This window comes from Phormidium tenue FACHB-1052, assembly GCF_014696675.1.
Lineage (GTDB): Bacteria > Cyanobacteriota > Cyanobacteriia > Phormidesmidales > Phormidesmidaceae > Nodosilinea > Nodosilinea tenuis_A.
Genome location: NZ_JACJQN010000008.1, coordinates 15,090 through 35,812, shown reverse-complemented (window position 1 = coordinate 35,812; position 20,723 = coordinate 15,090). Strand labels below are relative to the sequence as shown.

Below are 20,723 nucleotides of genomic sequence, written 5' to 3'. Positions count from 1 at the left end.
AGCAGATAGTTTTCGCCTAGCATAGTCAACCGCTAGTCGTCAATTTCAGCTAGCTCGATCACCTGGTTGTCGTAGTCTTTGACCAAAAAGTTGAGGGGCTTTTCGTTGCGAATTTTGTGCTGCACGCCGCCTAGCTGCACACGCATCAAAATGTACTCCAAACAGTTGTGGTCAAAGCAGACATGGCGTTGCTGATTGCGGTGGCCGAGGCTGGCACCCCCCACCACGTGAAGCTGGGTGTTTTTGCGCAGCTGATACCACAGCCCCTCGGGGCTATTCATCACGTTTTGGTTGGCCAGGCTGGTGGCACCGCCCAGGTACATGGGGTCGAGACCAGCGGTGCCTAGGGTTTGCTCGTAGTTGTAGTAGTAGTGCAGGGGCACCTCAGCGGCGGGCAGGTTGAGCATGCCCTCGTAGAAGTGGCGGGCTACCTCCAAATCAGACACCATCACGGTGTAGACCTTGGGGGCACCCTTGAGAAACATCCACATGGCCCCGGCATAGGCCACTAGCAGCAAGACCATGATTCCCTGGGTCGACATGATGCTGTCGAGGGGCAGCCCCAGCAGGGAAGCCAAACGGAGGGTTAGGGAGCAGTCAAGCAGCATAGGCCCACTCACAGGATTAACGACAAGGGCGGTGATAGCACTCACCCCAATACTCAGTGTCTCGTAACCAGTGTATCAATTCTGCAATAAACTCCCCACTTGTGAAGGAGTTGCTGGGCCGTGGCGGCATCTTGAACCCAGGTCGGGGAAAATCCCTGAATTTCAAAAAAATTACGTCGCCAAAAGCGCCATGGTAGGTATATTAAAGGCTGATTTACCCGCAGCCTGGGTCAGTAGCGATCGCAGATCTGGGGGTGGCTTTGGTCAACGTTCTCCACGGCTTAACCTATGTCTAGCCCAGCACCTATTCCTAATTTTCCTGAGTGCGACCACAGGCTGGTGCAGTCGCTGCACCATTTGAGCGATCGCGAACTGGTGCAGCTATTTCAGCGCCACGGTGATGCGGGGCGTTACTTCACAGCGATTTTTTGTCGCTATAGCCCCATGGTCTATAGCCTGATTCGCCACTCGGCGCGATCGCCCGTGCAGGCCGAGTATCTGTTTGCCCTCACCTGGCGTCACATTCTCCTTGAGCTGGGCGGGGTGGAATGCCCAGAGGCGGTGGCGGGCGAAGGGCCGGGAGCGTTTACCCTACAGAACTGGCTGATCAACATCACCGCCCTGTGCATCAACCAGGCAGTGGTGCCCGAGGTTGAGACCATCCACTATTCCCTCGATCAGGCTACGCCGCCCCTGTGGTGCTATGTCGAGCAGGCTCTCGATCGCCTGCCTGCGGTAGAGCGGCTGGTGGCGGTCATGGCCCTGACCTTTCGCTGGAGCGAGAACCGCATTGCTGCCTACCTTCAGGCCGAGGGTGAGGCTTTGACAGCAGCCGACGTGCGCCAGAAGCTGGGATCGGCCTTTCAGCACTTAGAGTCGGCCCTGCCCGAGGATATTCGCCAGATTTATCTAGGCGATCAGTCGCTGCGTCCCGAGCCCCTACCCGACGACCTTGATGGCCTGCTGACCGTTCCCGATCTAGAAGGCATTAGTGTGGGAGACGCCAACCTGGTGGGCACCACTGGAGACTTTGGTGGGGACTTCGGCAACGAATGGGCCAACTAATTCTGACCCGCAACGGGAGTCCTGGGGAGGGGCAATGGCAATGAAGCACATCGGTAAACTGAGTCTGGCGCTGGGTTTAATGCTGCTGGTTGGGCAGGCTGCCCCAGCCGCCAACCTGGAAGAACAGCTCGATCTGCGCCCCAATAGCGCGACTCAGGGAGAGTCGCGGGATGTGGCCGACGGCTGGATGCAATTGGGCAACCAGCAGATGGCCGAGGGCAATCTCACCCAGGCCGTAGACTCTTGGGCAGAGGCCGCCGAGATCTATCGTCTGCTGGGTGACGGTCAGTCGGCGGGGCGGGCCTACGGCTCTATGGGGGCTGCCTTTGCCACCCTTGACCGCTACCCCGAAGCCGAGCGAGCCTTTGTGCTGCGCATCGGGACTGCCCGCGACAACGACGACCTGCTCGGGCAGGTTTATGGCCTTAATAACTTAGGCAATCTCTACATCAACCAGGGCCGGCTGAACGAAGGGCAGGCTCACTTTCAAGAGGCGCTGCAAATTGCTCGCACCTCAGGAGATTCGCGGGCCATTGGCGTCTCCCTCAGCAACCTGGGGCAGGTGGCGACCCAGCGGGGCGACCTCGATGTGGCGGTGCAACTGCTCGAAGCTGCCACCAACTACCGCATTTTGGCCAGCGACTACCTGGGTGAGGCCCACTCGTCCAACAGCCTGGGCGATGTCTATGTGGCCCTAGGGCGCGACTCTAACGCCATTGGTGCCTATCGGGTCGGGCTGCGGGCCGGGGTCGATGCGGGCGATCGCACCCTACAAATTCGCGCCCTTGATGGTCTGATCGGCATTTACCTGGAGCGGGATGATCTGGTGCAGGCCAAAACTTACCTCGACCGGCGCGCCGCCCTCACCTTGGCAACTGTGCCGCCCGATCTGCAAACTGCCCTCAGCTATCGAGCCCTGGGCGACTATTACATGCTAACGGGCGACGAAACCCGAGCTGAGCAAGCCTTTGCATTAGGTTTACAGATCGCCCGCGATCTCCAGCAAAAGTCCCTAGAAGCCGAATTCATCAACCGACTACTGGAGTTTTAGCCTCCTGCTACATCAGTTACTCGAAAGGGCTTCCCCAGATTTTCGGGGAAGCCCTTTTGTGTGGCAGGGGCGAGCCGCTCGTCGCCTAGGGATGCACCTGGGCGTACTGGTCGAAGGGTGCTGCGCCTAGCTCGGCGGCACCATTTAACCCTGGTTTTGCGGGAGGCAGTGGGTTGCGGGCTTTAATCAGGGCGATCGCTCGGGTCACGGTTTCGGGCAAAATCACCACCAAGCTGTCATCTTCCGCGCCATCTAGCGCCGTGTTGATCGCCTCAGTTTCGTCGAGAATAACCCGATAGCTGGCATGGCCAGCCCCCTCCTCGATGCCGTGGATGATCCACTTGGCGGCGTCGCCCCGGCCCCGGCCCCGAGTGTCGTCGTCCTCTTTAACTACGATGTCGTCAAACATTTGGGCCGCCAGCTTGCCGAGGGTGATGAAGTCATCGTCGCGGCGATCGCCAGGCCCACCGACCACGCCAACGCGCTTGCCCGGCCAGTTTTTCACAAAGCCACCCAGGGCTTCGTAGCTGGCTGGGTTGTGGGCGTAGTCAACTAAGGCGTGGAACCGGCCTAGGTTAAACAGGTTCATGCGGCCTGGGGTCTGGTCAGTGGAGGCCTCAAAGGTGTGCAGGGCTTGACGAATATAGTCAATGTCAACCCCTTGGGCAAAGGCGGCCAGACTCGCCGCCAGAGCGTTGGCAATCTGGAAGGGAGCCTTGCCGCCCATGGTCAGGGGCACCTTGTCGGCCTGCTCAATGCGTAGCAGCCAGTCGCCCTTGAGAATAGACAGATAGCCCTGCTCGTAGACGGCGGCCAATCCCCCCTGCTGAGAATGCTTACGCACTAGCTCGTTGTGGGGATCCATCGAGAAGTAGGCCACCTGGCTCTTTACCTTTTGAGCCATGGCTGCCACTAGGGGGTCGTCGGCATTGAGCACTGCGTAGCCGCTAGGGCGAACGGTTTCAGCCACTACGCTCTTGAGGTGGGCCATGTCTTCGAGGGTTTCAATGTCGCCCAGGCCCATGTGGTCGGCGGCCACGTTGAGCACTACGCCAATGTCGCAGTCTTTAAAGGCCAGGCCCGATCGCAGAATACCGCCCCGCGCCGTCTCCAGCACCGCCACCTCCACAGTCGGATCCTGCAAGATTACCTGGGCGCTCTGGGGGCCGGTGGTATCGCCCGGTTCCACCATGTTGTCGCCGATGTAGATGCCGTCGGTGGTGGTAAAGCCCACCATCTGCCCGGTTTGCTTAAAAATATGGGCGGTGAGGCGAGTAGTGGTGGTTTTGCCGTTGGTACCCGTAATCGCTACCACCGGGATGCGGGCGGGCTGACCCGGCGGGAACAGCATGGCCAAAATCGGCTCGGCCACGTTGCGGGCGATGCCGACACTGGGGCACACGTGCATGCGCAGTCCGGGCGCGGCATTGACTTCGACGATCACCCCATCCACCTCGCGTAGGGGCTTGGAGATGTCAGTGGTGACGACATCAATGCCAGCGATGTCGAGGCCGATGGTTTTAGCAATGCGCTGGGCCACCCAAATATTGTCGGGGTGAATGTCGTCGGTGCGATCGATGGCGATGCCGCCCGTGCTCAGGTTGGCGGTGGCCCGCAGATAGCACATTTCGCCCGCGGGCAGCACGGTGTCAAGGGTGTAGCCCTTGCGGTCGAGCAGCTGCCAGGTGGTGCGATCGACCTCAATGCGGGTCAACAGGTTGTCGTGGCCTACCCCACGGCGGGGATCTTGGTTCGTGATGTCGATTAACTGCTCGATGGTCAACTTACCGTCGCCGACCACGTGGGCGGGCACCCGCTCAGCGACAGCGATTACCCGACCGTTGATCACCAGCACGCGGTGGTCGCGGCCCGAATAGAAGCGTTCAACAATCACGCCACTGGAAACCTCTCTGGCCGCTTCATAGGCTTCCTCTGCGGCTTCGAAGGTGTCGATGTCGATAGTAATGCCGCGCCCGTGGTTGCCGTCGAGGGGCTTAATCACAATGGGGTAGCCGCCCACATCCTCGATCGCATTCTCCAGCTCATCAAGATAGTTGATCACGGTGCCCCGAGGCACGGGCACACCGGCGTTGCGCAGAATCTGCTTGGTGCCCTCTTTGTCGGAGGCCAGCTCTACCGCCAAAATGCTGGTCTTGCTGCTCAGGGTGGCCTGCACCCGCTGCTGATAGCGGCCATAGCCGAGCTGAATCATAGCTCGGGTAGAGAGCTGCATCCAGGGAATATCTTGAATTTCGGCGGCGCGCACAATGGCTTCAGTGCTCGGCCCCAGGGCGGCGTCGAGGCGAAATTCGGTGAGGTCAGCCAGGTCTTGCTCCAGCTCTTCCTTGGAGTAGTGACCGGTTTCGACCAGGCTGTTGCACAGGCGGACGGCGGCGCGGGCAGCATAGCGCCCAGCCTGCTCGTTTTGATACTCAAACACCACCTGATAGACTCCGGCTTCGACCACGCTGCGGGTGCGACCAAAACCCACGGGCATGCCGGCCATGGTTTGCAGCTCAAGGGCGACATGCTCAACGATATGGCCCATGTAGGTGCCCTGGCGCACCCGGCTCAAGAAGCCCCCCCGATGCCCCGGAGAACAAAAGTGCTCGATCAGGCTAGGGAGCGTTTCTACCAGCGCTTCGTAAAACCCAGGAATTTGGTCAGAGGGGCGATCGGCCAGATCTTCTAGATCTAGCCGCATCAAAATCAGGTTGGGATACCGGATGCTCCAGTAGTTTGGCCCGCGTAGAGTCTGGGTTTTAAGAATTCGCATGGGCGGTGGTGACTCACTGGTCGTAAAACAACGTCAGCTTGGGATCTGTAGAAAAATAACTTGTAAAAAGTCAAATCGACAACTGTCGAAGATTTGGTTCGATTTGTTGTGCCAACCAGCGTCGGCGAGTGATCGCATAGGGCAAATCTTTTAATTGGGAACTCGACCATCCAGGTTAAATAGTTCAGTTTAGAAGCTACTCCGGGCTGTTTTAACCCAGTTGACCGAGTTTGTCAGGAAACCCAGACAATCGCCCCAAACAACTATGCCCATAGACCCTTGACCAAGCTTCGAAATCACTTGGGAAAAGCCGAGGGATGGAGGCAGTATAACCCTAGCCTAAGGCTCAAAATAGTATCTTTTGAGGGTTAATTTGGTTAAGCTGGAGCCGAGTTTACTTGATTGCTGCCTACTGGGTGAGGGCGCGAAGAAAGCTTTGAAGCTCGCTGAGAAAACCGCCGCGCTTGCTCGTAGAACCGGTTGCCCGCTCGTCGGGGGTGGCGGATTCACCCATCAAAACGCGATCGATCGCTTCACCGGAGGGCTTTTCGGGCATTTCGGCCAGCAGCTCATAGCCATTGTCGGTCTCTTGCCACACCTGCCAGGGAGCGGGGTAGCAGCGCAGCAGCACGGCCCCCTCCATGGGCCGCAGGTAGTAGACCGGCTCCAGGGTGCTGAGGAAGCGATCGCGCAGCTGCCGCCCGGCATAGCCAATGCCAATGGTGGCTACGTCTTCGAGCTTGGGGTTGAGCATAATCACAAAGGCATCGCCCGCCTGGGCACACATCTCTTCGACCTGATTGACCTCGATCGACGAGGGCTCCACAAACAGGTAGGCCTGATCCCCCGGCTCCATCTCGCTGTGCAGCTCGCCAATGCCCCGCACCACAAACTCAGGGTTGCCCCAGTTGCGGCGAGCGAGGGCCGCCGCCCCCGCGTCGGGAAAATATATTTTGAAGGTCAGGCCCAGCTCTTGCAGGGCCGGGTAAAACAATTCGGCGACGGGCAGGCCTTTCAGCTCGGAGTAGACTAGTTCGACCATCATCCGAGGCACCCCCGCTTGGATAGCGGCCTGAGTCGCTCCTCGAGCCTGGGCGATCGCATCTTCGAGACTGGCTGGAACACCCGTAGTCGTTACAGAATCCATAGCACCATCCATAGCAGGCTCTACACCGGAGATAAGGTTAGGGGAACGAGGGTGCGCTGGAGCACCTGGCGCAGCACCATCGCTGTCCAGTCGATGTCGGCGGCGGTGGTGTGCCGCCCTAAAGTGAGGCGAATGCCGCAGCGGGCCGCGCGATCGCCGTAGCCCATGGCCAGCAGCACCGGGCTGGGGCTGACCTGGCCGCTGTGGCAGGCTGAGCCAGCGCTAATGCCAATGCCCGCCAAATTCATCTCGCGCACCAGAGTACGCCCACTGACGCGATCGCCATCGGCGGCGGCAATGCAAAAGCTGGCGTGGTGGGGCAGCCGGTGGCGGCGATCGCCCGTAGGCACCAGCTCAGCCACATCGGCTAGCTGCTCAAAGAGGCGATCGCGTAGCCCAATCAGCCGCAGGGTCTCACTGGGCATTTCCGCTGCCGCCAGGGCCGCCGCCGCCCCAAACCCGGCCAGCACCGGCACCGCCTGGGTGCCCGATCGCAGCCCAAACTCCTGGCCACCGCCTTCTAGCAGCGGCTCTAGCTCAACCCTGGGGCGCACATAGAGTGCCCCAGCCCCCTGGGGGCCATAGATCTTGTGGCTGGAGAGCGACAGCAGATCGACCGGCAGGGTTTGCACGTCAATGGGCAGCCGCCCCGCCACCTGCACCGCATCGGTGTGAAATAACGCTCCGTGGTCACGGGCTATCTGCCCCAGCAGCTCAATGGGCTGAAGGGTGCCCACCTCACTCTGACCGTAAATAATAGATACCAGCACAGTGTTGTCGCGCAGCGCCTGGCGCAGGTCGGTCGGGCTGATCCGCCCCTGGGCATCTACCGGCAGCCGGGTCACCTGCCAGCCCATCTGCTCAAGGTGCCGAGCGGGCTGCTCAATGGCAGAATGCTCTACCGACGAAATCACGATGTGCTGGGGCACTCGGTAGCGCCGAGCGACCCCGAGCAGCGCCAGATTGTCGGCCTCGGTGCCCCCCGCCGTAAAGACCACTGAGTTGTCGTCGGCGTTGAGCAGCGAGGCCACCTGCGAACGCGCCTGCTCTAGCACCGTGGCGGCTTGGCTACCCCAGTGGTGCAGGCTAGAGGGATTGCCCCACTGCTCAACCATGGCAGTCTGCATCGCCGCAATCGCCTCCTGCCGAGGGGGCGTAGTAGCGCTGTAATCTAGATAAATCTGCATGAGCGGGCTCGACAAGAGAACAGCGCACCCTGGGGCACAACGTCCATCCTAGCAGGGAGCGCTATCCCTGACGGGCGCACAAAACTACACCGGCTACGGCTCGCTTTTTCCCAACCGTGCCATTGCCCTAGGACCGGGTCACCAGGGCTGCCGCCAGGGGGGCAACGACAGGCGGACTGGGAACCTCAGCGGTGCTGAGTAAGCGGTCAACCACGCCCATATGCCAGCCCAACCGCCAGAGACTGCTGTGCGATCGAAACCCAGTGCCTAACACCCGCAGCCCCCACAGGGGAATCAGCACGAACCGGGGTGCCAGTCCATGCAGCTGCATACCTTGATCGCGGTAGCGCAGGTAGAGGGTAGCGAGGCCATACCCCCAGTTGTAGGCTTTGCTGTAGGTCGCCTGGCGGGCCTCCACAAACGACTGCTTGGTGCCCGTGCCGTGGCGATAGTGCACCACCGCCTCAGGCACATAGGTCAGGGCGTGACCGGCCATCTGCACGCGAATGCAGTAATCGGCGTCTTCTAAGTGGGGAATCGTTTCATCGAACCCACCCACCGCTGCGTGAATATCTTTGCGGATCGCCAATACGCAGCCCCCGGCAAAGGGGTAAAAAGGCGTTCTGAAGTTGTGCAGGCCCTGATTTTGAGGGGTATTGACAGCGCCCGGATTGAGCATCTCATTGTCCAGGCGACAGGCTAGAAAACTATGGCTGGCAAAGGCCTGCTCCAGCGCCCCTAGCCAGCCCTGGTCAACAACATCGTCGGCGTCGCAAAAGGCCAGGTAGTCACTGGTGGCAGCCTTGGCACCGCTATTGCGGGCGTGGGAAGCGCCCCGCACCCCAGAAGCATCGATCACCTTTAAGCGGGGTAGGCGATCGCGATACTGCTCAACCACGGCAACACTGTTGTCGGTGGAGCCGTTATCGGCCACGATCACTTCGTAGGGGGGAACGGTCTGCTTAGTTAGAGCTTCAAGCTGCTGATCAATTACCGTTCCAGCGTTAAGACAGGGGATAACAACGCTTATTTTCATAATGACAACTCAAGATAGACAAATAGCCTGCGATCGCGGTGCTCCCCATGTATAATTCGTCGCTCTATACACCTCAGGCTAGGGTAGTTAGCGGTAAATTTTCTTACGGTTCCGAATTATCTTTATATTATTGAATTGTGGTCATCATGCACCAAAAATCACATCAACCAAAAGATGGATTTCATTCTAATCCGGGTTCCTTAGAAACTCTCGAATGGATGACGGGAGCAAAGCATTCCCCTGATCTAAGACAAGAGACACCTATTCTTCTGCCCTATCTAACCGATCTAAAGAGTGAGAAGTCATTAACTGCTCTCAAGAATGTCTCCGGGCACAGATCTCTTTCCTGAAGATCTATAATTTTTCCTCTGTTAAAGGTTCCTGAATAAAGGTGCCATCCCCATCTGTCTTACACCATCTCTGGCCCACAAAGTCATAACGTTTGACTACGCGTGCGGGAACTCCGACCGCAACAGAATAGTCAGGAATACTCTTTGTCAAGACACTGTTAGCACCGACAACACAGTGTTTACCAACCGTGACAGCGCCATAGATACAAACGTTTTCGCCAATCCAACTATTGTCTCCAATCTTAACTTCACCAGGGACTAATAGCTGGTTTTCCCTAATTGAGCAGTCAACGTCTCGATAATCATGCAAGTTGTCAGACAGATAGCACCGATCGGCAATCAATACACCTTTTCCCACTGTAACGCGGTTGCAGGCCACAATATGGCAGGCATTACCAATATAAGCACCATCATCGATCAAGATCTCAGGCGTAAAATGTTGATCGCCGTAGTGATCATTGCCAAACAGCCAACCGTTCCAGGCGATATAAACATTCTTTCCTAAGGTTATGTATTGCCCTCCAGAAATTTTTGAGGGCCACTCCACCCGGCTGCCCTCTCCTACCGACTTAAATTTTGTCAGCAAAGTAGTAGAGCGAATTCTGTTGAACACGCTATTGGACAACAAAAAAGTCTTACCTAGAATATCGAAAATCATCGTCTTCTCTTTCAATCATTGACAAGAGTTCTAAGCTTTAGGGAGGAGAGGCGTCACTTATAAGCAGTCAATGCCTAGAAAAAATGACAGCCCCAGAAAAGTTGATTCGAGAGAGTTCCGGCGTCTTACGCAGCAGACTTTGAAACACTGCGCAAGCTGAACTTCTCTGAGTTCATTGGACACTTTTTCTTTCTGATTAGTAAAATCGAAACTTCATCGATCAACCTAAGCTTCAATCGATAGGTGATCTCAGGCAGAAGCCTTTTTGAGAAGAAATGATTTAGTAATCTTCTGAAAATATCTGATTAGCTTTTAGAGATGACGTAAGTAGATCACTCTAAAGCTCTAAAGCCTAATGCTTTTGCATAAATTGTCTGCTGTCTGACTTTCGATCAGATCTGACAAATTGCAAGAGTTATCACTTGTTTTCCTGAAAGGATCAAGCTTGAACCCAAAGCATAAGGTGCTTAGTATTTCTTAAGGGGGACTTAGTAGCGAAAAGGCTTGAGTTAAAAGTGTAGAGATGTTCACGACGTACTTGCTCCTTATGCTGGATAGCCCTACTAATTCAGCCGACTTAAGTTTCTCAACAACAAGACCTAGCATTAAACTTGCTAGAGCTTTGTCGTTGCCCGTGAAGATGGGGGAACCAAAAATCGCTATGGGGGACTAATCAAGCTAGAGACAGGCAAAGTGTGAGACATGCGTTTTCTCTACTAAGTTTCGGGAGATGACTGCAATTACTTGTAAAAAAGAATAGCGTTTATATACGTATTCTTTTGTAAAGCTTGCATGAAGCAAAAGATCTTTAAGTGATTTTTTTGCAAAGTTCACTGCTACGACATACAGAATTAACTTCCTAATACTCTCAAGGTAAAAGCAGGGGCAATGTCTGATTCACTGCACCCTGCCCTTTATAAACCGTTTCTTGACCAGGAGAGCTGACAAATCTAGCAGCGCCGGACTACGAACCAGCTAGCAGCCGATTGACCACGCCCATGTGCCAGCCCAACCGCCACACGCTGTTGTGGGACTTAAACCCAGTCCCCAGCACTCGTAGCCCCCACAGCGGAATCAACACCAGGCGCGGCGGCAGCCCGTGCAGCTGCATACCCTGATCGCGGTAGCGCAGGTAGAGGGTGGCGAGGCCATAGCCCCAGTTATAGGCTTTGCGGTAAGTCGCGCGGCGAGCCTCAAAAAAGGACTGTTTGGGGTCGGTAGCGTAGCGATAGTGCACCACCGCGTCGGGCACAAACACCAGAGGGTGGCCAGCCATCTGCACGCGGATGCAGTAGTCGGCGTCTTCTAGGTGGGGAATGGTTTCGTCGAACCCGCCCACCGCCTCGTGAATGTCTTTGCGAACGGCCAGCCCGCACCCCCCAGCGAAGGGATAAAAGGGCGTTCTAAAGGTTTGCAGGCCGTCGGTTTGGGCGGTGTTGGCGGTGTCGTTGTTGAGTTTTTCGTAGTCGAGGCGGCAGGCTAAAAAGCTGTGGTCAGCAAAGGCCTTCCCCAAAGCCTCAAGCCACCCCTCACCGACGATGTCATCGGCATCGCAGAAGGCTAGGTAGTCGCTGGCGGCGGCCTTGGCCCCCACATTGCGAGCGTGGGATGCGCCCTGCATCCCGGCGGCATCAACCACCTTTAACCCCGGCAGGCGATCGCTGTATTGCTCGACCACAGCGCGGCTGCTGTCGGTAGAGCCGTTGTCGGCCACGATCACTTCGTAGGGGGCAACGGTTTGCTTGGCCAGGGCCTCTAGCTGCTGCTCAATCACCGATGCGGCATTGAGACAGGGGATGACAACGCTAATTTTCATGGTGACGATTCAGATTGTAACAATTCAGAAGGGGTAGACAATCCGCGATCGCAGTGCTCCGTAATTACATGCATAGGTCGTCTCGCTCAGTCCCGATCAGGGATACAAAGCCCACTGCCGAAGCGGACGACTCGCAATGCCCCGATAGTGTATAACTCTGCCTCCCAAAAGCAAGAGATTTCGCAGAAAAATTTCTATAAGTAGAGAGACGTGACCGATAGAGGCAGACATGGTCTCAGAAGTTGATAGCGGCTCTGTGGCGACAGTGTGCCAAGACAGAGCGCCCTAAGGGATCCAACAGTATTGTCTAAAATACATTATTGTAAATTTCGTCACACAATTACATCCATCAGGATGGTTCTGCTAATTGTGTCACCTAGAAATGGCGGGGACTATGCCGATATATGTAGCGCTGGCAAGCGGTGCTCGACTCCAGCGATCGCCACTACGGCTTTTGAGTCAACTTCCGCCGCTGGCTCTTTCTGGGCCTGAAGCGCCGCCGCTGCTACGTCAGCCACCCGTTCAGGGCCGCTCTGGTGCAGGGCAGTCAACCAGGCCCAACCGCAGTCAACCAGTCGTTCTATATCGATGCCGCCGTAGGTGGGTTCAAAAGGGCGCAGGCGGTTTACCCCTTCCCCCAGCAAAATGCTGGCCCCTTGCCAGTTGTGGTTGCCCAGGTGATAGAGCCCCACCGCAATTTGCAAAATGCCTTGGTAAAACGGCTTTTCGAGGGTGCTTGCCTCCATCCAAATGGCTTCGAGCACATCGTGGCAGGCGTAGTAATTCCCCTGATTAAAAAGGGCTATCCCTTCCCTAAGGCGGGAATCAACACTGTCATCGGAGATATCAGTGGCCATGGCGATGGGGGAACTGGCCTAAAGGGATAGTTCCATCCTAAGGCAGAGGTGTTATCCTCCACTGTGAGTGTGAGGTGTGAGGAAAATTAACATGGTCAGTTCTCCAGTAAGGCCGACGGGCACGGTACCTGTCAGCCAGCAACTCATTGATTCTGAGGCCGCTGTTGAGCGATCGCCCCAGGGCTTGGGCGGCCTGCAACTTCCCCCTGGGCCACTGTTTGGCACCGATGGCATTCGCGGCAAAGCGGGAGATCTGTTAAACGCTCCCCTAGCTATGGAAATCGGCTACTGGGCTGGGCAGATCATGCAGGCCCAAGGCTTGACCGACGGGCCGATTATTTTGGGCCAAGACTCTCGCACCTCTGGGCACATGTTAGCTACCGCCCTCTCCGCTGGGCTGACCTCAGCAGGGCTAGATGTGTGGCACATTGGCCTCTGCCCAACCCCCGCTGTAGCCTACCTGGCTGAGTCGTGCCAGGCCTTGGGCGGCATTATGATTTCGGCTAGCCACAACCCGCCAGCCGACAACGGCATTAAGTTTTTTGGCGGAGACGGCACCAAGGTGGCCAGCGGTGTGCAGGCCACCATTGAAGCGGCCCTGCGGGGTCAAGGGGCGGCGATCGCATCTGGAACCACCTGGGGTCAGTGCTACTACCGCCCAGAACTCGTCAACCGCTACGCCAGCTTCTTGCATGAGCCTCTGCTGCCCGGCCTCGACCTGGCGGGGATGAAGGTGGTGCTCGACATGGCCTGGGGCTCAGCCACTCGTCTGGCGGAACAGGTGTTTGTGGAGGCCGGGGCCGAGGTGATTGCCCTGCACGGGGTTCCGGATGGCGATCGCATCAATGTCAACTGTGGCTCGACCCATTTAGAACCCCTAAAGGCCGCTATTCCAGCCCACGGGGCCGACCTGGGGTTTGCCTTCGACGGCGATGCCGACCGAGTGATGGCGGTGGATGCCCAGGGTCGCGTGGTCGATGGCGACTACATTCTCTATCTCTGGGGCAAGCGGCTGCAAGAGCAGGGTCGGCTGCCCAACGACACCCTGATCTCGACGGTGATGGCCAACCTGGGCTTTGAGCGCGCCTGGGAAAAGCTAGGTGGCACTCTGGTGCGCACCCAAGTGGGCGATCAGCATGTCTATAGCGAGATGGTCAGTCGGGGAGCAAAACTCGGCGGCGAACAGTCAGGCCACATTCTCTGCCACCACTACAGCCTGACTGGCGACGGCATTCTCACTGCTCTGCATTTGGCGACTCTAGTCCAAACGCTGGGCGGTTCCCTCGCCGCCCTGGTGGATGACAGTTTCCAAACTTATCCACAGAAGCTTCAGAATGTGATGGTGGTCGACCGCGATCGCCGCCTCAACTGGCAAGACTGCGCCCCCGTCCACCAGGCCGTAGTTGACGCCGAGCAGGCCATGGGCAACGAGGGCCGAGTGCTGGTGCGCCCCTCCGGCACCGAGCCGGTGATTCGAGTCATGGTCGAAGCCGCCGACGCGAGCCTAGTCGATCGCTGGACTCAGCACATCGTGCAGGCCGTCACCCAGCATTTAGCGGTGTAGCCACTCAAGATCCCTGGGTTTTTCCAAAAACCCAGAGATCTAATCTGTCGGCAATCACCCTAGCTGAGGGCCAGTCAGGAACAGCTAAAAAACCGGTATAGCGGCCACGCTTAGACAACCTACAGCGGCCAGCATAGGGGCAGATAGACGGGGATGTTTCCCAATCTATCTGCCCCTTAATTGCGTTTGGAGCCTAGGGATGGTGGCGAGCTTTTTTAGCCTGGTGTTGGTGATACTTTTGCTGGGCATTTTTGGCCTGGCCCAGTGGTGGCAAATCCCCGTGGGCAACTTCGTTGACTGGGTCGTGGGATTAGCCAGCTTTGGCTGGCTGCTGACGATTACCACTGTGCCCTGGAATATCTACTTTGAGGCCAAGGGTGCGTTGAGCGAAGCGACCCTGTCGGCAGAAAACGGCATTACGGTGGACGATCGCCAGATCGACTATGTGCGATCGCTGGCCCGCTGGTCGCTGCGCCTCGTCCTCGGTCTACACCTGCTCACCGCCCTGGGCCTGTATTTTCTAGCCAGTACAGGAATTAGCCAGCTCGGTTACTGGGGATCAGCCGCTGCCCTACTGCTTAGCGGGCTGCGCCCTGCCGTTCGCACCTACCAATATTTTGCCGCCCGCATTGCCGCGATTCAGCAGCAGTTTAAGTACCCCCGCGAAGACGTGGTGTGGCTGCGCGATCGCCTCACCCAAGCCGAAACCAAGCTAGAGGAACTCACCACCCAGCTCAATACCGACGACCCCGCCTCCTGGGCCGCTACCGAGCAACGCCAGCGCCAAGCCCTGCGGCAAGATCTCACTGTGCTCGCCACCGAAGTTACCACCCTGACTACGACCAACCAGGCGGAGCACCAGCGGTTGGCCTTGGAGGGGCAGCAGGCGATCGCCCAGCTCAGCGCCGACGGCCAGTTTCTAGAACACGTGCGCGAAATCATTCGTTTCTTCAAAGCAGCCTAGGGAATCGAAAGTAGTGGGGGACAGAATCGTAAAGACAATATCTCAAATTCCTTTTCACCCCTTACCCCTTCATCCTCTACCTCCCTAATCCCCAAGATTCGCTATAGTGATTTCCCAAGCCAGAAACACCCTCACTTCTATGATCGACACTACCGACCTCAAGCGCGAGCTTGACGAACTCACCAATCGCCTGGGTAAAACCCAGGAGTATCTTTGACATTCCTGCCCTCGAAGCCCGCATTCAAGACCTGGAGCAGGTCGCTGCCCAGCCAGAGTTTTGGGATGACCAGAGCAAAGCCCAAGACACCCTGCAAGAGCTGAGCGACTACAAGGCTAACCTCAGCCAGCTCACCACTTGGCAAACCAGCCTCGACGACACCGTCGCCATTCTTGAGCTGCTGCAAGAAGATCAGGACGAATCTCTTTTTCAAGAAGCTCAAGCCACCGTCACCAGCCTCAGCCAGGAGCTGGATCAGTGGGAGCTTCAGCAGTTGCTTTCTGGCCCCTACGACAAAAAAGGGGCTGTACTGACCCTCAACGCTGGGGCAGGCGGCACCGATGCTCAAGACTGGGCCGAGATGCTGCTGCGTATGTACACCCGCTGGGCTGAGCGTCAGGGTTACCAGGTGCACCTGGTAGAAATATCTGACGGCGAAGAGGCCGGGCTGAAGTCGGCCACCCTGGAAATTACTGGACGCTACGCCTACGGCTACCTCAAGTCTGAAAAAGGTACCCACCGCCTGGTGCGAATTTCACCGTTTAACGCCAACGGCAAGCGTCAGACCAGTTTTGCCGGGGTGGAGATTATGCCGATTCTCGATCAAAATATCGAGTTGGATATCCCCGAAAAAGACCTGGAAATCAAGACCTCGCGATCGGGCGGGGCCGGTGGCCAAAACGTCAACAAGGTGGAGACAGCGGTGCGCATTACCCACCTGCCTACGGGCATTTCAGTGCGCTGCACCCAGGAGCGATCGCAGCTACAAAACCGCGAGAAAGCCATGATCATCCTCAAGGCCAAGCTGCTGATTATTGCCCAAGAACAGCATGCCAAGGCGATCGCCGAAATTCGCGGCGATATGGTTGAAGCTAGCTGGGGTGCCCAGATTCGCAATTACGTGTTTCACCCCTACCAGTTGGTCAAAGACCTGCGTACCGGGGTTGAGACCACTGCCATTGAAGATGTGATGGCAGGGGAACTCGAAGCCTTCATCCAGGCCTACCTGCGCCAGGAAAACAAGGTGCTGCAAGAGCAGACCGTCTAGGGCGTGGGGCGTAATCTGAACGGATAACGCCTCCCCTAGTGCTCCCCCGCTACCCACTCAAAAAACCCGGTACATTAAAGCTATCTGCACTGCGACATTTTCTATGAGCCAAGACCCGCCGACCCTCGACCCGTCTGTCATCCCTCAGCCCTCGCCGACCACCTCCGCCGAAGCGCCCCCCAGCTTTGTCAAACTGGCCATGCGCAACATGGTTAAAAAAGGTGGCAAGTCGCTGTTTCACTTCTCGCTGACCGTGACCGCGCTGCTGAGCCTGTTGGTGGGTCTAGCCTACCTGACCCGTTAACCATGGCTACTACTCTTTCCCCCCTGCCTACCCTAGAGGTGGCCCTAGACCCAGAGCATCCCCAGGCTGAGGTGATAACGGCTGACGAGTGGGAGACCTGGTTTACCCAGTGGGGCCAGCAGATGGCCTTGGAAGGGTCACCTATCGGGGCCTACGAGCTATCGCTCAAGCTAACGACCGATGGGGCGATCGCCGCCCTTAACCACCAGTTTCGCCAGCTCGACCAGCCCACCGACGTGCTCTCCTTCGCAGCGCTCGAAACCGATTTTCCTCAGATCGACGAACTGCTGACTACAGAACCCCTCTATCTGGGCGACATTATTATTTCCCTCGACACCGCCGCTCGCCAAGCCGCCGAAGCCGGTCACTCCCTGCGGTGGGAGACAGCCTGGCTAGCCGCCCACGGATTTTTACACCTGCTGGGCTGGGATCACCCCGACGACCCCAGCCTGGTGGCAATGCTCGACAAACAAAGCGAATTGCTCGCTGCCGCCGGGTTAAAGTCTGAAAAAGTAGGCTAAATTAGCCCTGATTCGCGCTCCACGGTACGGTATAGGGGCATATTGCCCAATGGCTTCTATCAGTAGTTATCTATGACCCTCTATAGCGAAAAATCTGAGACAGCGGTTTCGGTACCGGAGGCTAACCTCAGCCCGGTCAACCGATCGCTCTCCTGGAAGGTAGCCACCAACCTGCTAGTGAGCTTCAGATATGCCTGGCAGGGGGTGGCCTACGCCTTTCGCACCCAGCGCAATTTTCGCATTCATGTGGTGGTTGGTAGCTTTGCGGTCGGGTTGGCGATCGCCCTCAGCCTCGCCCCAGTAGAGCTGGCGGTCATCATCCTCACCTGCGGCATCGTGCTCACCATGGAGCTGATCAACACCGCTCTGGAGTCGGTGGTTGACCTGACCGTCGAGCAGACCTACCACGAACTCGCTAAGATCGCCAAAGACTGCGCCGCTGCCGCCGTACTGATTTCGGCGCTAATTTCGGTGTCGGTGGCCGCCTGCCTGCTGCTGCCGCCCCTGTGGCAGATCCTGCAACCCCAGTTCTTTTAGCCTCAGCCTTCTCCACCCCATTCTGCCTGCGCCCATGATTTTGGTCATCGACAACTACGACAGCTTTACCTACAACCTGGTGCAATACCTGGGCGAACTGGGGGCCGAGCTACCGGTGGCGGGCGACCTGCGCGTGTTTCGCAACGACGAAATCACCGTGGATGAGATTACCGCACTCAAGCCCGACGGCATCGTCATCTCCCCCGGGCCCGGCACCCCCGACGACTCAGGGGTTTCGCTAGAAATTATTGAAAAGCTTGGCCCCACCCTGCCCATCCTCGGCGTGTGCCTAGGCCACCAGAGTATCGGTCAGGTGTTTGGCGGCAACGTGGTGCGCGCCGCCGAACTCATGCACGGCAAAACCTCCCCCGTCTTCCACACCGGCCAGGGCGTCTTTGCCGGTTTAGAAAATCCGTTTTTGGCCACCCGCTACCACAGCCTGGTGATCGATCGCCCCACGTGCCCCGAGACTCTCGAAATTACCGCCTGGGTTGAAGATGGCACCATCATGGGCGTGCAGCACCGCGACTACCCCCACCTGCAAGGGGTGCAGTTTCACCCCGAAAGCATTCTCACCGAGTCGGGCCTGCAAATTCTGCGGAATTTTTTGGTATCGCTGCCGGTGCCCGTGGCGGCGTAGGTGGGCACCGCTAGCTCTACAGGAGAGGTTAATCTATGGCGCAATCGCCCATTACGACCAGTTCCCTAGAGAAATTCCTGCGTCAGGATAATATTGACGGCTCCCCGGCTTGGGAGTTTATCCATGGGCAGGCCCAGCAAAAACCCATGCCCACCCTTTATCACTCTCGCCTACAGCGCAACTTAGTCAACGCCATTAACGCCCAAACCACGGCCTACGAGGCGATTCAAGAACTGCGCTGTATTGTGCCACCACTATCGCCTGTACCCGACATTGTGGTCGTGCTCAGTGACCGTCTACCCGAAGCAGATGGCCCCTTGCAGGGGGCACCGGATTGGTTAATTGAAATCCGCTCCTCAAATCAGAGCACCTTAGAATTGCAGGCCAAAATTCTGCACTGCCTAGCCAACGGGACTCAACTGGCCTGGTTAATCGATATTCAGCGTCAGCAAATTTGGGTATGGCAAGGGGCAGAGCTACCGATTATCTGTGCTAGCACCGAGTCACTACCAACTTTAGGGACACTGGAGGGGTTCACGGTAGACGCTATTATCGCGTTGTCGCGGCAGCGCTAGGAGAGCTGAATATTCGCGCATGTAGCGGCTTGAGGCCGTGCGACAGGAACTAAGAGTAGTAGAATACGAACAAGTTATTAACGTTTGTAACAGAATCTCTCAGGAGTCAAGCATGGGCCGGAAGCAGGCGATCGTGATTGGAGCTGGGGTAGGCGGGCTATCCATGGGCATTCGCCTGCAAAGTTTGGGGTTTGATACCACTATCGTTGAGGCGCTGGATGCCCCTGGTGGACGGGCCTACGTGCGCCGCGAGCAGGGCTTTACCTTCGATATGGGGCCGACGGTGATCACGGTGCCCCACTTTATTGAAGAGCTATTTTCGCTGGAGCGCGATCGCGCCAACCTCACCGCCGAAGACTTCCCCTCCACCATCGTCGATGAAAACAAGCGCATTAAAGAAGGGATTTCTGGCGGCCCCAACACCAGCCGCTACGTGCAGATCGTCCCCATTCTGCCCTTCTACCGCATTTACTTCGACGACGGCACGTTTTTTGACTACGACGGCGACGAAGCCAACACCCGGCGACAAATTCTAGAGCTGGGCGAACCGGGCGATCTGGAGGGCTACGAACGCTTCCATGAGCAGTCGCGGGCGATTTTTGAGCGAGGCTTTTTAGAGCTGGGCTACACCCACTTTGGCGATGTCGGCACCATGCTCAAGGTCGCCCCCGACCTGCTCAAGCTCGACGCCGTACGCAACCTGTTCCGCTTTAGCAGCCGCTATTTCAAGAGCGACAAGCTGCGCCAGGTGTTTACCTTTGAGCCGCTGCTGGTGGGCGGCAACCCCCTGTCGGTGCCCGCCATCTACGCCATGATTCACTTTGTCGAAAAAACCTGGGGCATTCACTTTGCCATGGGCGGCACCGGGGCGCTGGTGCAGGGCTTTGTGAAAAAGTTTGAGGAGCTAGGCGGCAAAATTAAGTACAACGCACCAGTGACCCAAATCAACGTCACCCGCAAGGACGGCAAGAAAATAGCGACTGGAGTTGCCCTGGGCGATGGCCTAGTCATGAACGCCGACGTAGTGGTTTCTAACGCCGACTGGGCCACCACCTACGGCAAGCTGATCGAACCCCAGTACCGCTTCTGGAACAGCGATCTGCGGGTAAAGCTGAGCCAGCAGTCGATGTCGGTGTTTGTGATCTACTTCGGCTTTAAGGCCGACGGCAACGAAACCGAAAAGCTGCGCCACCACACCATCATCCTCGGCCCCCGCTACGAAGAGCTGCTGAAGGATATCTTTGGCCGCAAGATCTTCCCCAAAGATTTTTCCCAGTACCTCCACCTACCCAGTCTGACCGACCCTTCCTTGGCTCCGCCCGGACATCACGCGGCTTATACGTTGCTGCCAATGCCCAACAACAAGTCTGGAATTGATTGGAACGAGATGGGCGATCGCCTGCGCGACGTCGTCTTTGACTTCCTCGATGAGCGCGGCTACCTGCCCAACCTGAGAGAGCGGCTGGTGTGCCACAGCTACATCACCCCCGACTATTTTGAGGGCACCCTCGATGCCTACGCGGGCAATGCCTTTGGCCTGGAGCCTTTGCTGGTGCAGTCGGCCTTTTTCCGCCCCCACAACCGCAGTGAAGACATCAACGGTCTGTATTTGGTCGGAGCCGGTACCCAGCCCGGCGCGGGTACCCCCAGCGTCATGATGTCGGCCAAAATGACGGCGCGGCTGGTGGCGGAGGATTACGGTGTGGATGATGCGATCGTCAGCGGCCAAGCCAGCCCTGAGCTAAGCATCCGCTAGACCAAGGGCAATGTAGGGTGGGCAATGCCCACCTGCTACTGCTGCG

The 20,723-nt window shown here is 57.4% G+C and carries 19 protein-coding genes; 11 read left to right on the top strand and 8 right to left on the bottom strand.

Annotated elements, in window-relative coordinates:
* Nucleotides 1-32 precede the first annotated feature (32 nt).
* Entirely contained in the window at nucleotides 33-608 is a 576-nt protein-coding gene (locus tag H6G07_RS12340) for a glyoxalase-like domain protein (RefSeq protein WP_073608596.1), read from the bottom strand.
* Between the two features lie 288 nt (nucleotides 609-896).
* Between H6G07_RS12340 and H6G07_RS12335 the strand changes: the two genes are divergently transcribed.
* Both H6G07_RS12335 and H6G07_RS12330 read left to right on the top strand, forming a co-directional pair.
* The gene (locus tag H6G07_RS12335) at nucleotides 897-1,673 is read left to right on the top strand and encodes an RNA polymerase sigma factor (protein WP_073608597.1); all 777 of its coding nucleotides are present in this window, start codon (nucleotides 897-899) and stop codon (nucleotides 1,671-1,673) included.
* A gap of 34 nt (nucleotides 1,674-1,707) precedes the next feature.
* Nucleotides 1,708-2,724, top strand: a complete 1,017-nt coding sequence (locus tag H6G07_RS12330) for a tetratricopeptide repeat protein (RefSeq protein WP_084173143.1) — start codon at nucleotides 1,708-1,710, stop codon at nucleotides 2,722-2,724.
* 85 nt (nucleotides 2,725-2,809) lie between these two features.
* Here H6G07_RS12330 and cphA read toward each other — a convergent pair whose 3' ends face one another.
* The 7 genes from cphA to H6G07_RS12295 all read right to left on the bottom strand — a co-directional run bounded on the left by cphA (nucleotide 2,810) and on the right by H6G07_RS12295 (nucleotide 12,551).
* Nucleotides 2,810-5,500 carry a cyanophycin synthetase gene (gene cphA / locus H6G07_RS12325; RefSeq protein WP_073608599.1) on the bottom strand — a complete coding sequence of 897 codons (2,691 nt, stop codon included), beginning with the start codon at nucleotides 5,498-5,500 and terminating at the stop codon, nucleotides 2,810-2,812.
* Nucleotides 5,501-5,909: 409 nt separating this feature from the next.
* Entirely contained in the window at nucleotides 5,910-6,647 is a 738-nt protein-coding gene (locus tag H6G07_RS12320; RefSeq protein ID WP_073608630.1) for a DUF1995 family protein, read from the bottom strand.
* 20 nt (nucleotides 6,648-6,667) lie between these two features.
* Nucleotides 6,668-7,834, bottom strand: coding sequence for a cysteine desulfurase family protein (locus H6G07_RS12315; protein WP_073608600.1), 1,167 nt, complete (start codon nucleotides 7,832-7,834; stop codon nucleotides 6,668-6,670).
* Between the two features lie 127 nt (nucleotides 7,835-7,961).
* Nucleotides 7,962-8,870 (bottom strand): glycosyltransferase family 2 protein, encoded by a 909-nt coding sequence (locus H6G07_RS12310; RefSeq protein ID WP_084173147.1) that lies wholly within the window; start codon nucleotides 8,868-8,870, stop codon nucleotides 7,962-7,964.
* 354 nt (nucleotides 8,871-9,224) lie between these two features.
* Entirely contained in the window at nucleotides 9,225-9,878 is a 654-nt protein-coding gene (locus H6G07_RS12305; RefSeq protein ID WP_073608631.1) for an acyltransferase, read from the bottom strand.
* Nucleotides 9,879-10,842: 964 nt separating this feature from the next.
* The gene (locus H6G07_RS12300; protein WP_073608601.1) at nucleotides 10,843-11,694 is read right to left on the bottom strand and encodes a glycosyltransferase family 2 protein; all 852 of its coding nucleotides are present in this window, start codon (nucleotides 11,692-11,694) and stop codon (nucleotides 10,843-10,845) included.
* A 392-nt stretch (nucleotides 11,695-12,086) separates the two neighbouring features.
* Nucleotides 12,087-12,551, bottom strand: a complete 465-nt coding sequence (locus H6G07_RS12295; protein WP_073608602.1) for a DUF309 domain-containing protein — start codon at nucleotides 12,549-12,551, stop codon at nucleotides 12,087-12,089.
* A gap of 91 nt (nucleotides 12,552-12,642) precedes the next feature.
* Here H6G07_RS12295 and glmM point away from each other — a divergent pair, with 91 nt between their 5' ends.
* The 9 genes from glmM (at nucleotide 12,643) to crtI (ending at nucleotide 20,677) form a co-directional block, all read left to right on the top strand.
* Complete coding sequence (gene glmM / locus H6G07_RS12290) at nucleotides 12,643-14,115, top strand: phosphoglucosamine mutase (RefSeq protein WP_073608603.1); 1,473 nt, start codon at nucleotides 12,643-12,645, stop codon at nucleotides 14,113-14,115.
* A 199-nt stretch (nucleotides 14,116-14,314) separates the two neighbouring features.
* Complete coding sequence (locus tag H6G07_RS12285; RefSeq protein ID WP_073608604.1) at nucleotides 14,315-15,079, top strand: hypothetical protein; 765 nt, start codon at nucleotides 14,315-14,317, stop codon at nucleotides 15,077-15,079.
* A gap of 139 nt (nucleotides 15,080-15,218) precedes the next feature.
* A protein-coding gene (gene prfB, locus H6G07_RS12280; RefSeq protein ID WP_199312056.1) for a peptide chain release factor 2 occupies nucleotides 15,219-16,344 on the top strand; the annotation gives its coding sequence in 2 pieces (ribosomal slippage) (nucleotides 15,219-15,293 and nucleotides 15,295-16,344; 1,125 coding nt in all).
* A gap of 103 nt (nucleotides 16,345-16,447) precedes the next feature.
* Complete coding sequence (locus H6G07_RS12275; RefSeq protein WP_073608606.1) at nucleotides 16,448-16,648, top strand: DUF3285 domain-containing protein; 201 nt, start codon at nucleotides 16,448-16,450, stop codon at nucleotides 16,646-16,648.
* Between the two features lie 2 nt (nucleotides 16,649-16,650).
* Nucleotides 16,651-17,169, top strand: a complete 519-nt coding sequence (gene ybeY / locus H6G07_RS12270; protein ID WP_073608607.1) for an rRNA maturation RNase YbeY — start codon at nucleotides 16,651-16,653, stop codon at nucleotides 17,167-17,169.
* Nucleotides 17,170-17,241: 72 nt separating this feature from the next.
* A complete protein-coding gene (locus H6G07_RS12265) occupies nucleotides 17,242-17,706 on the top strand; it encodes a diacylglycerol kinase (protein ID WP_073608608.1) in 465 nt (154 codons plus the stop codon).
* 34 nt (nucleotides 17,707-17,740) lie between these two features.
* Nucleotides 17,741-18,346 carry an anthranilate synthase component II gene (locus H6G07_RS12260; protein ID WP_073608609.1) on the top strand — a complete coding sequence of 202 codons (606 nt, stop codon included), beginning with the start codon at nucleotides 17,741-17,743 and terminating at the stop codon, nucleotides 18,344-18,346.
* A gap of 35 nt (nucleotides 18,347-18,381) precedes the next feature.
* Nucleotides 18,382-18,921, top strand: a complete 540-nt coding sequence (locus H6G07_RS12255; RefSeq protein ID WP_073608610.1) for a Uma2 family endonuclease — start codon at nucleotides 18,382-18,384, stop codon at nucleotides 18,919-18,921.
* 112 nt (nucleotides 18,922-19,033) lie between these two features.
* Nucleotides 19,034-20,677 carry a 15-cis-phytoene desaturase CrtI gene (gene crtI / locus H6G07_RS12250; RefSeq protein WP_073608611.1) on the top strand — a complete coding sequence of 548 codons (1,644 nt, stop codon included), beginning with the start codon at nucleotides 19,034-19,036 and terminating at the stop codon, nucleotides 20,675-20,677.
* The last annotated feature ends 46 nt before the right edge of the window (nucleotides 20,678-20,723 follow it).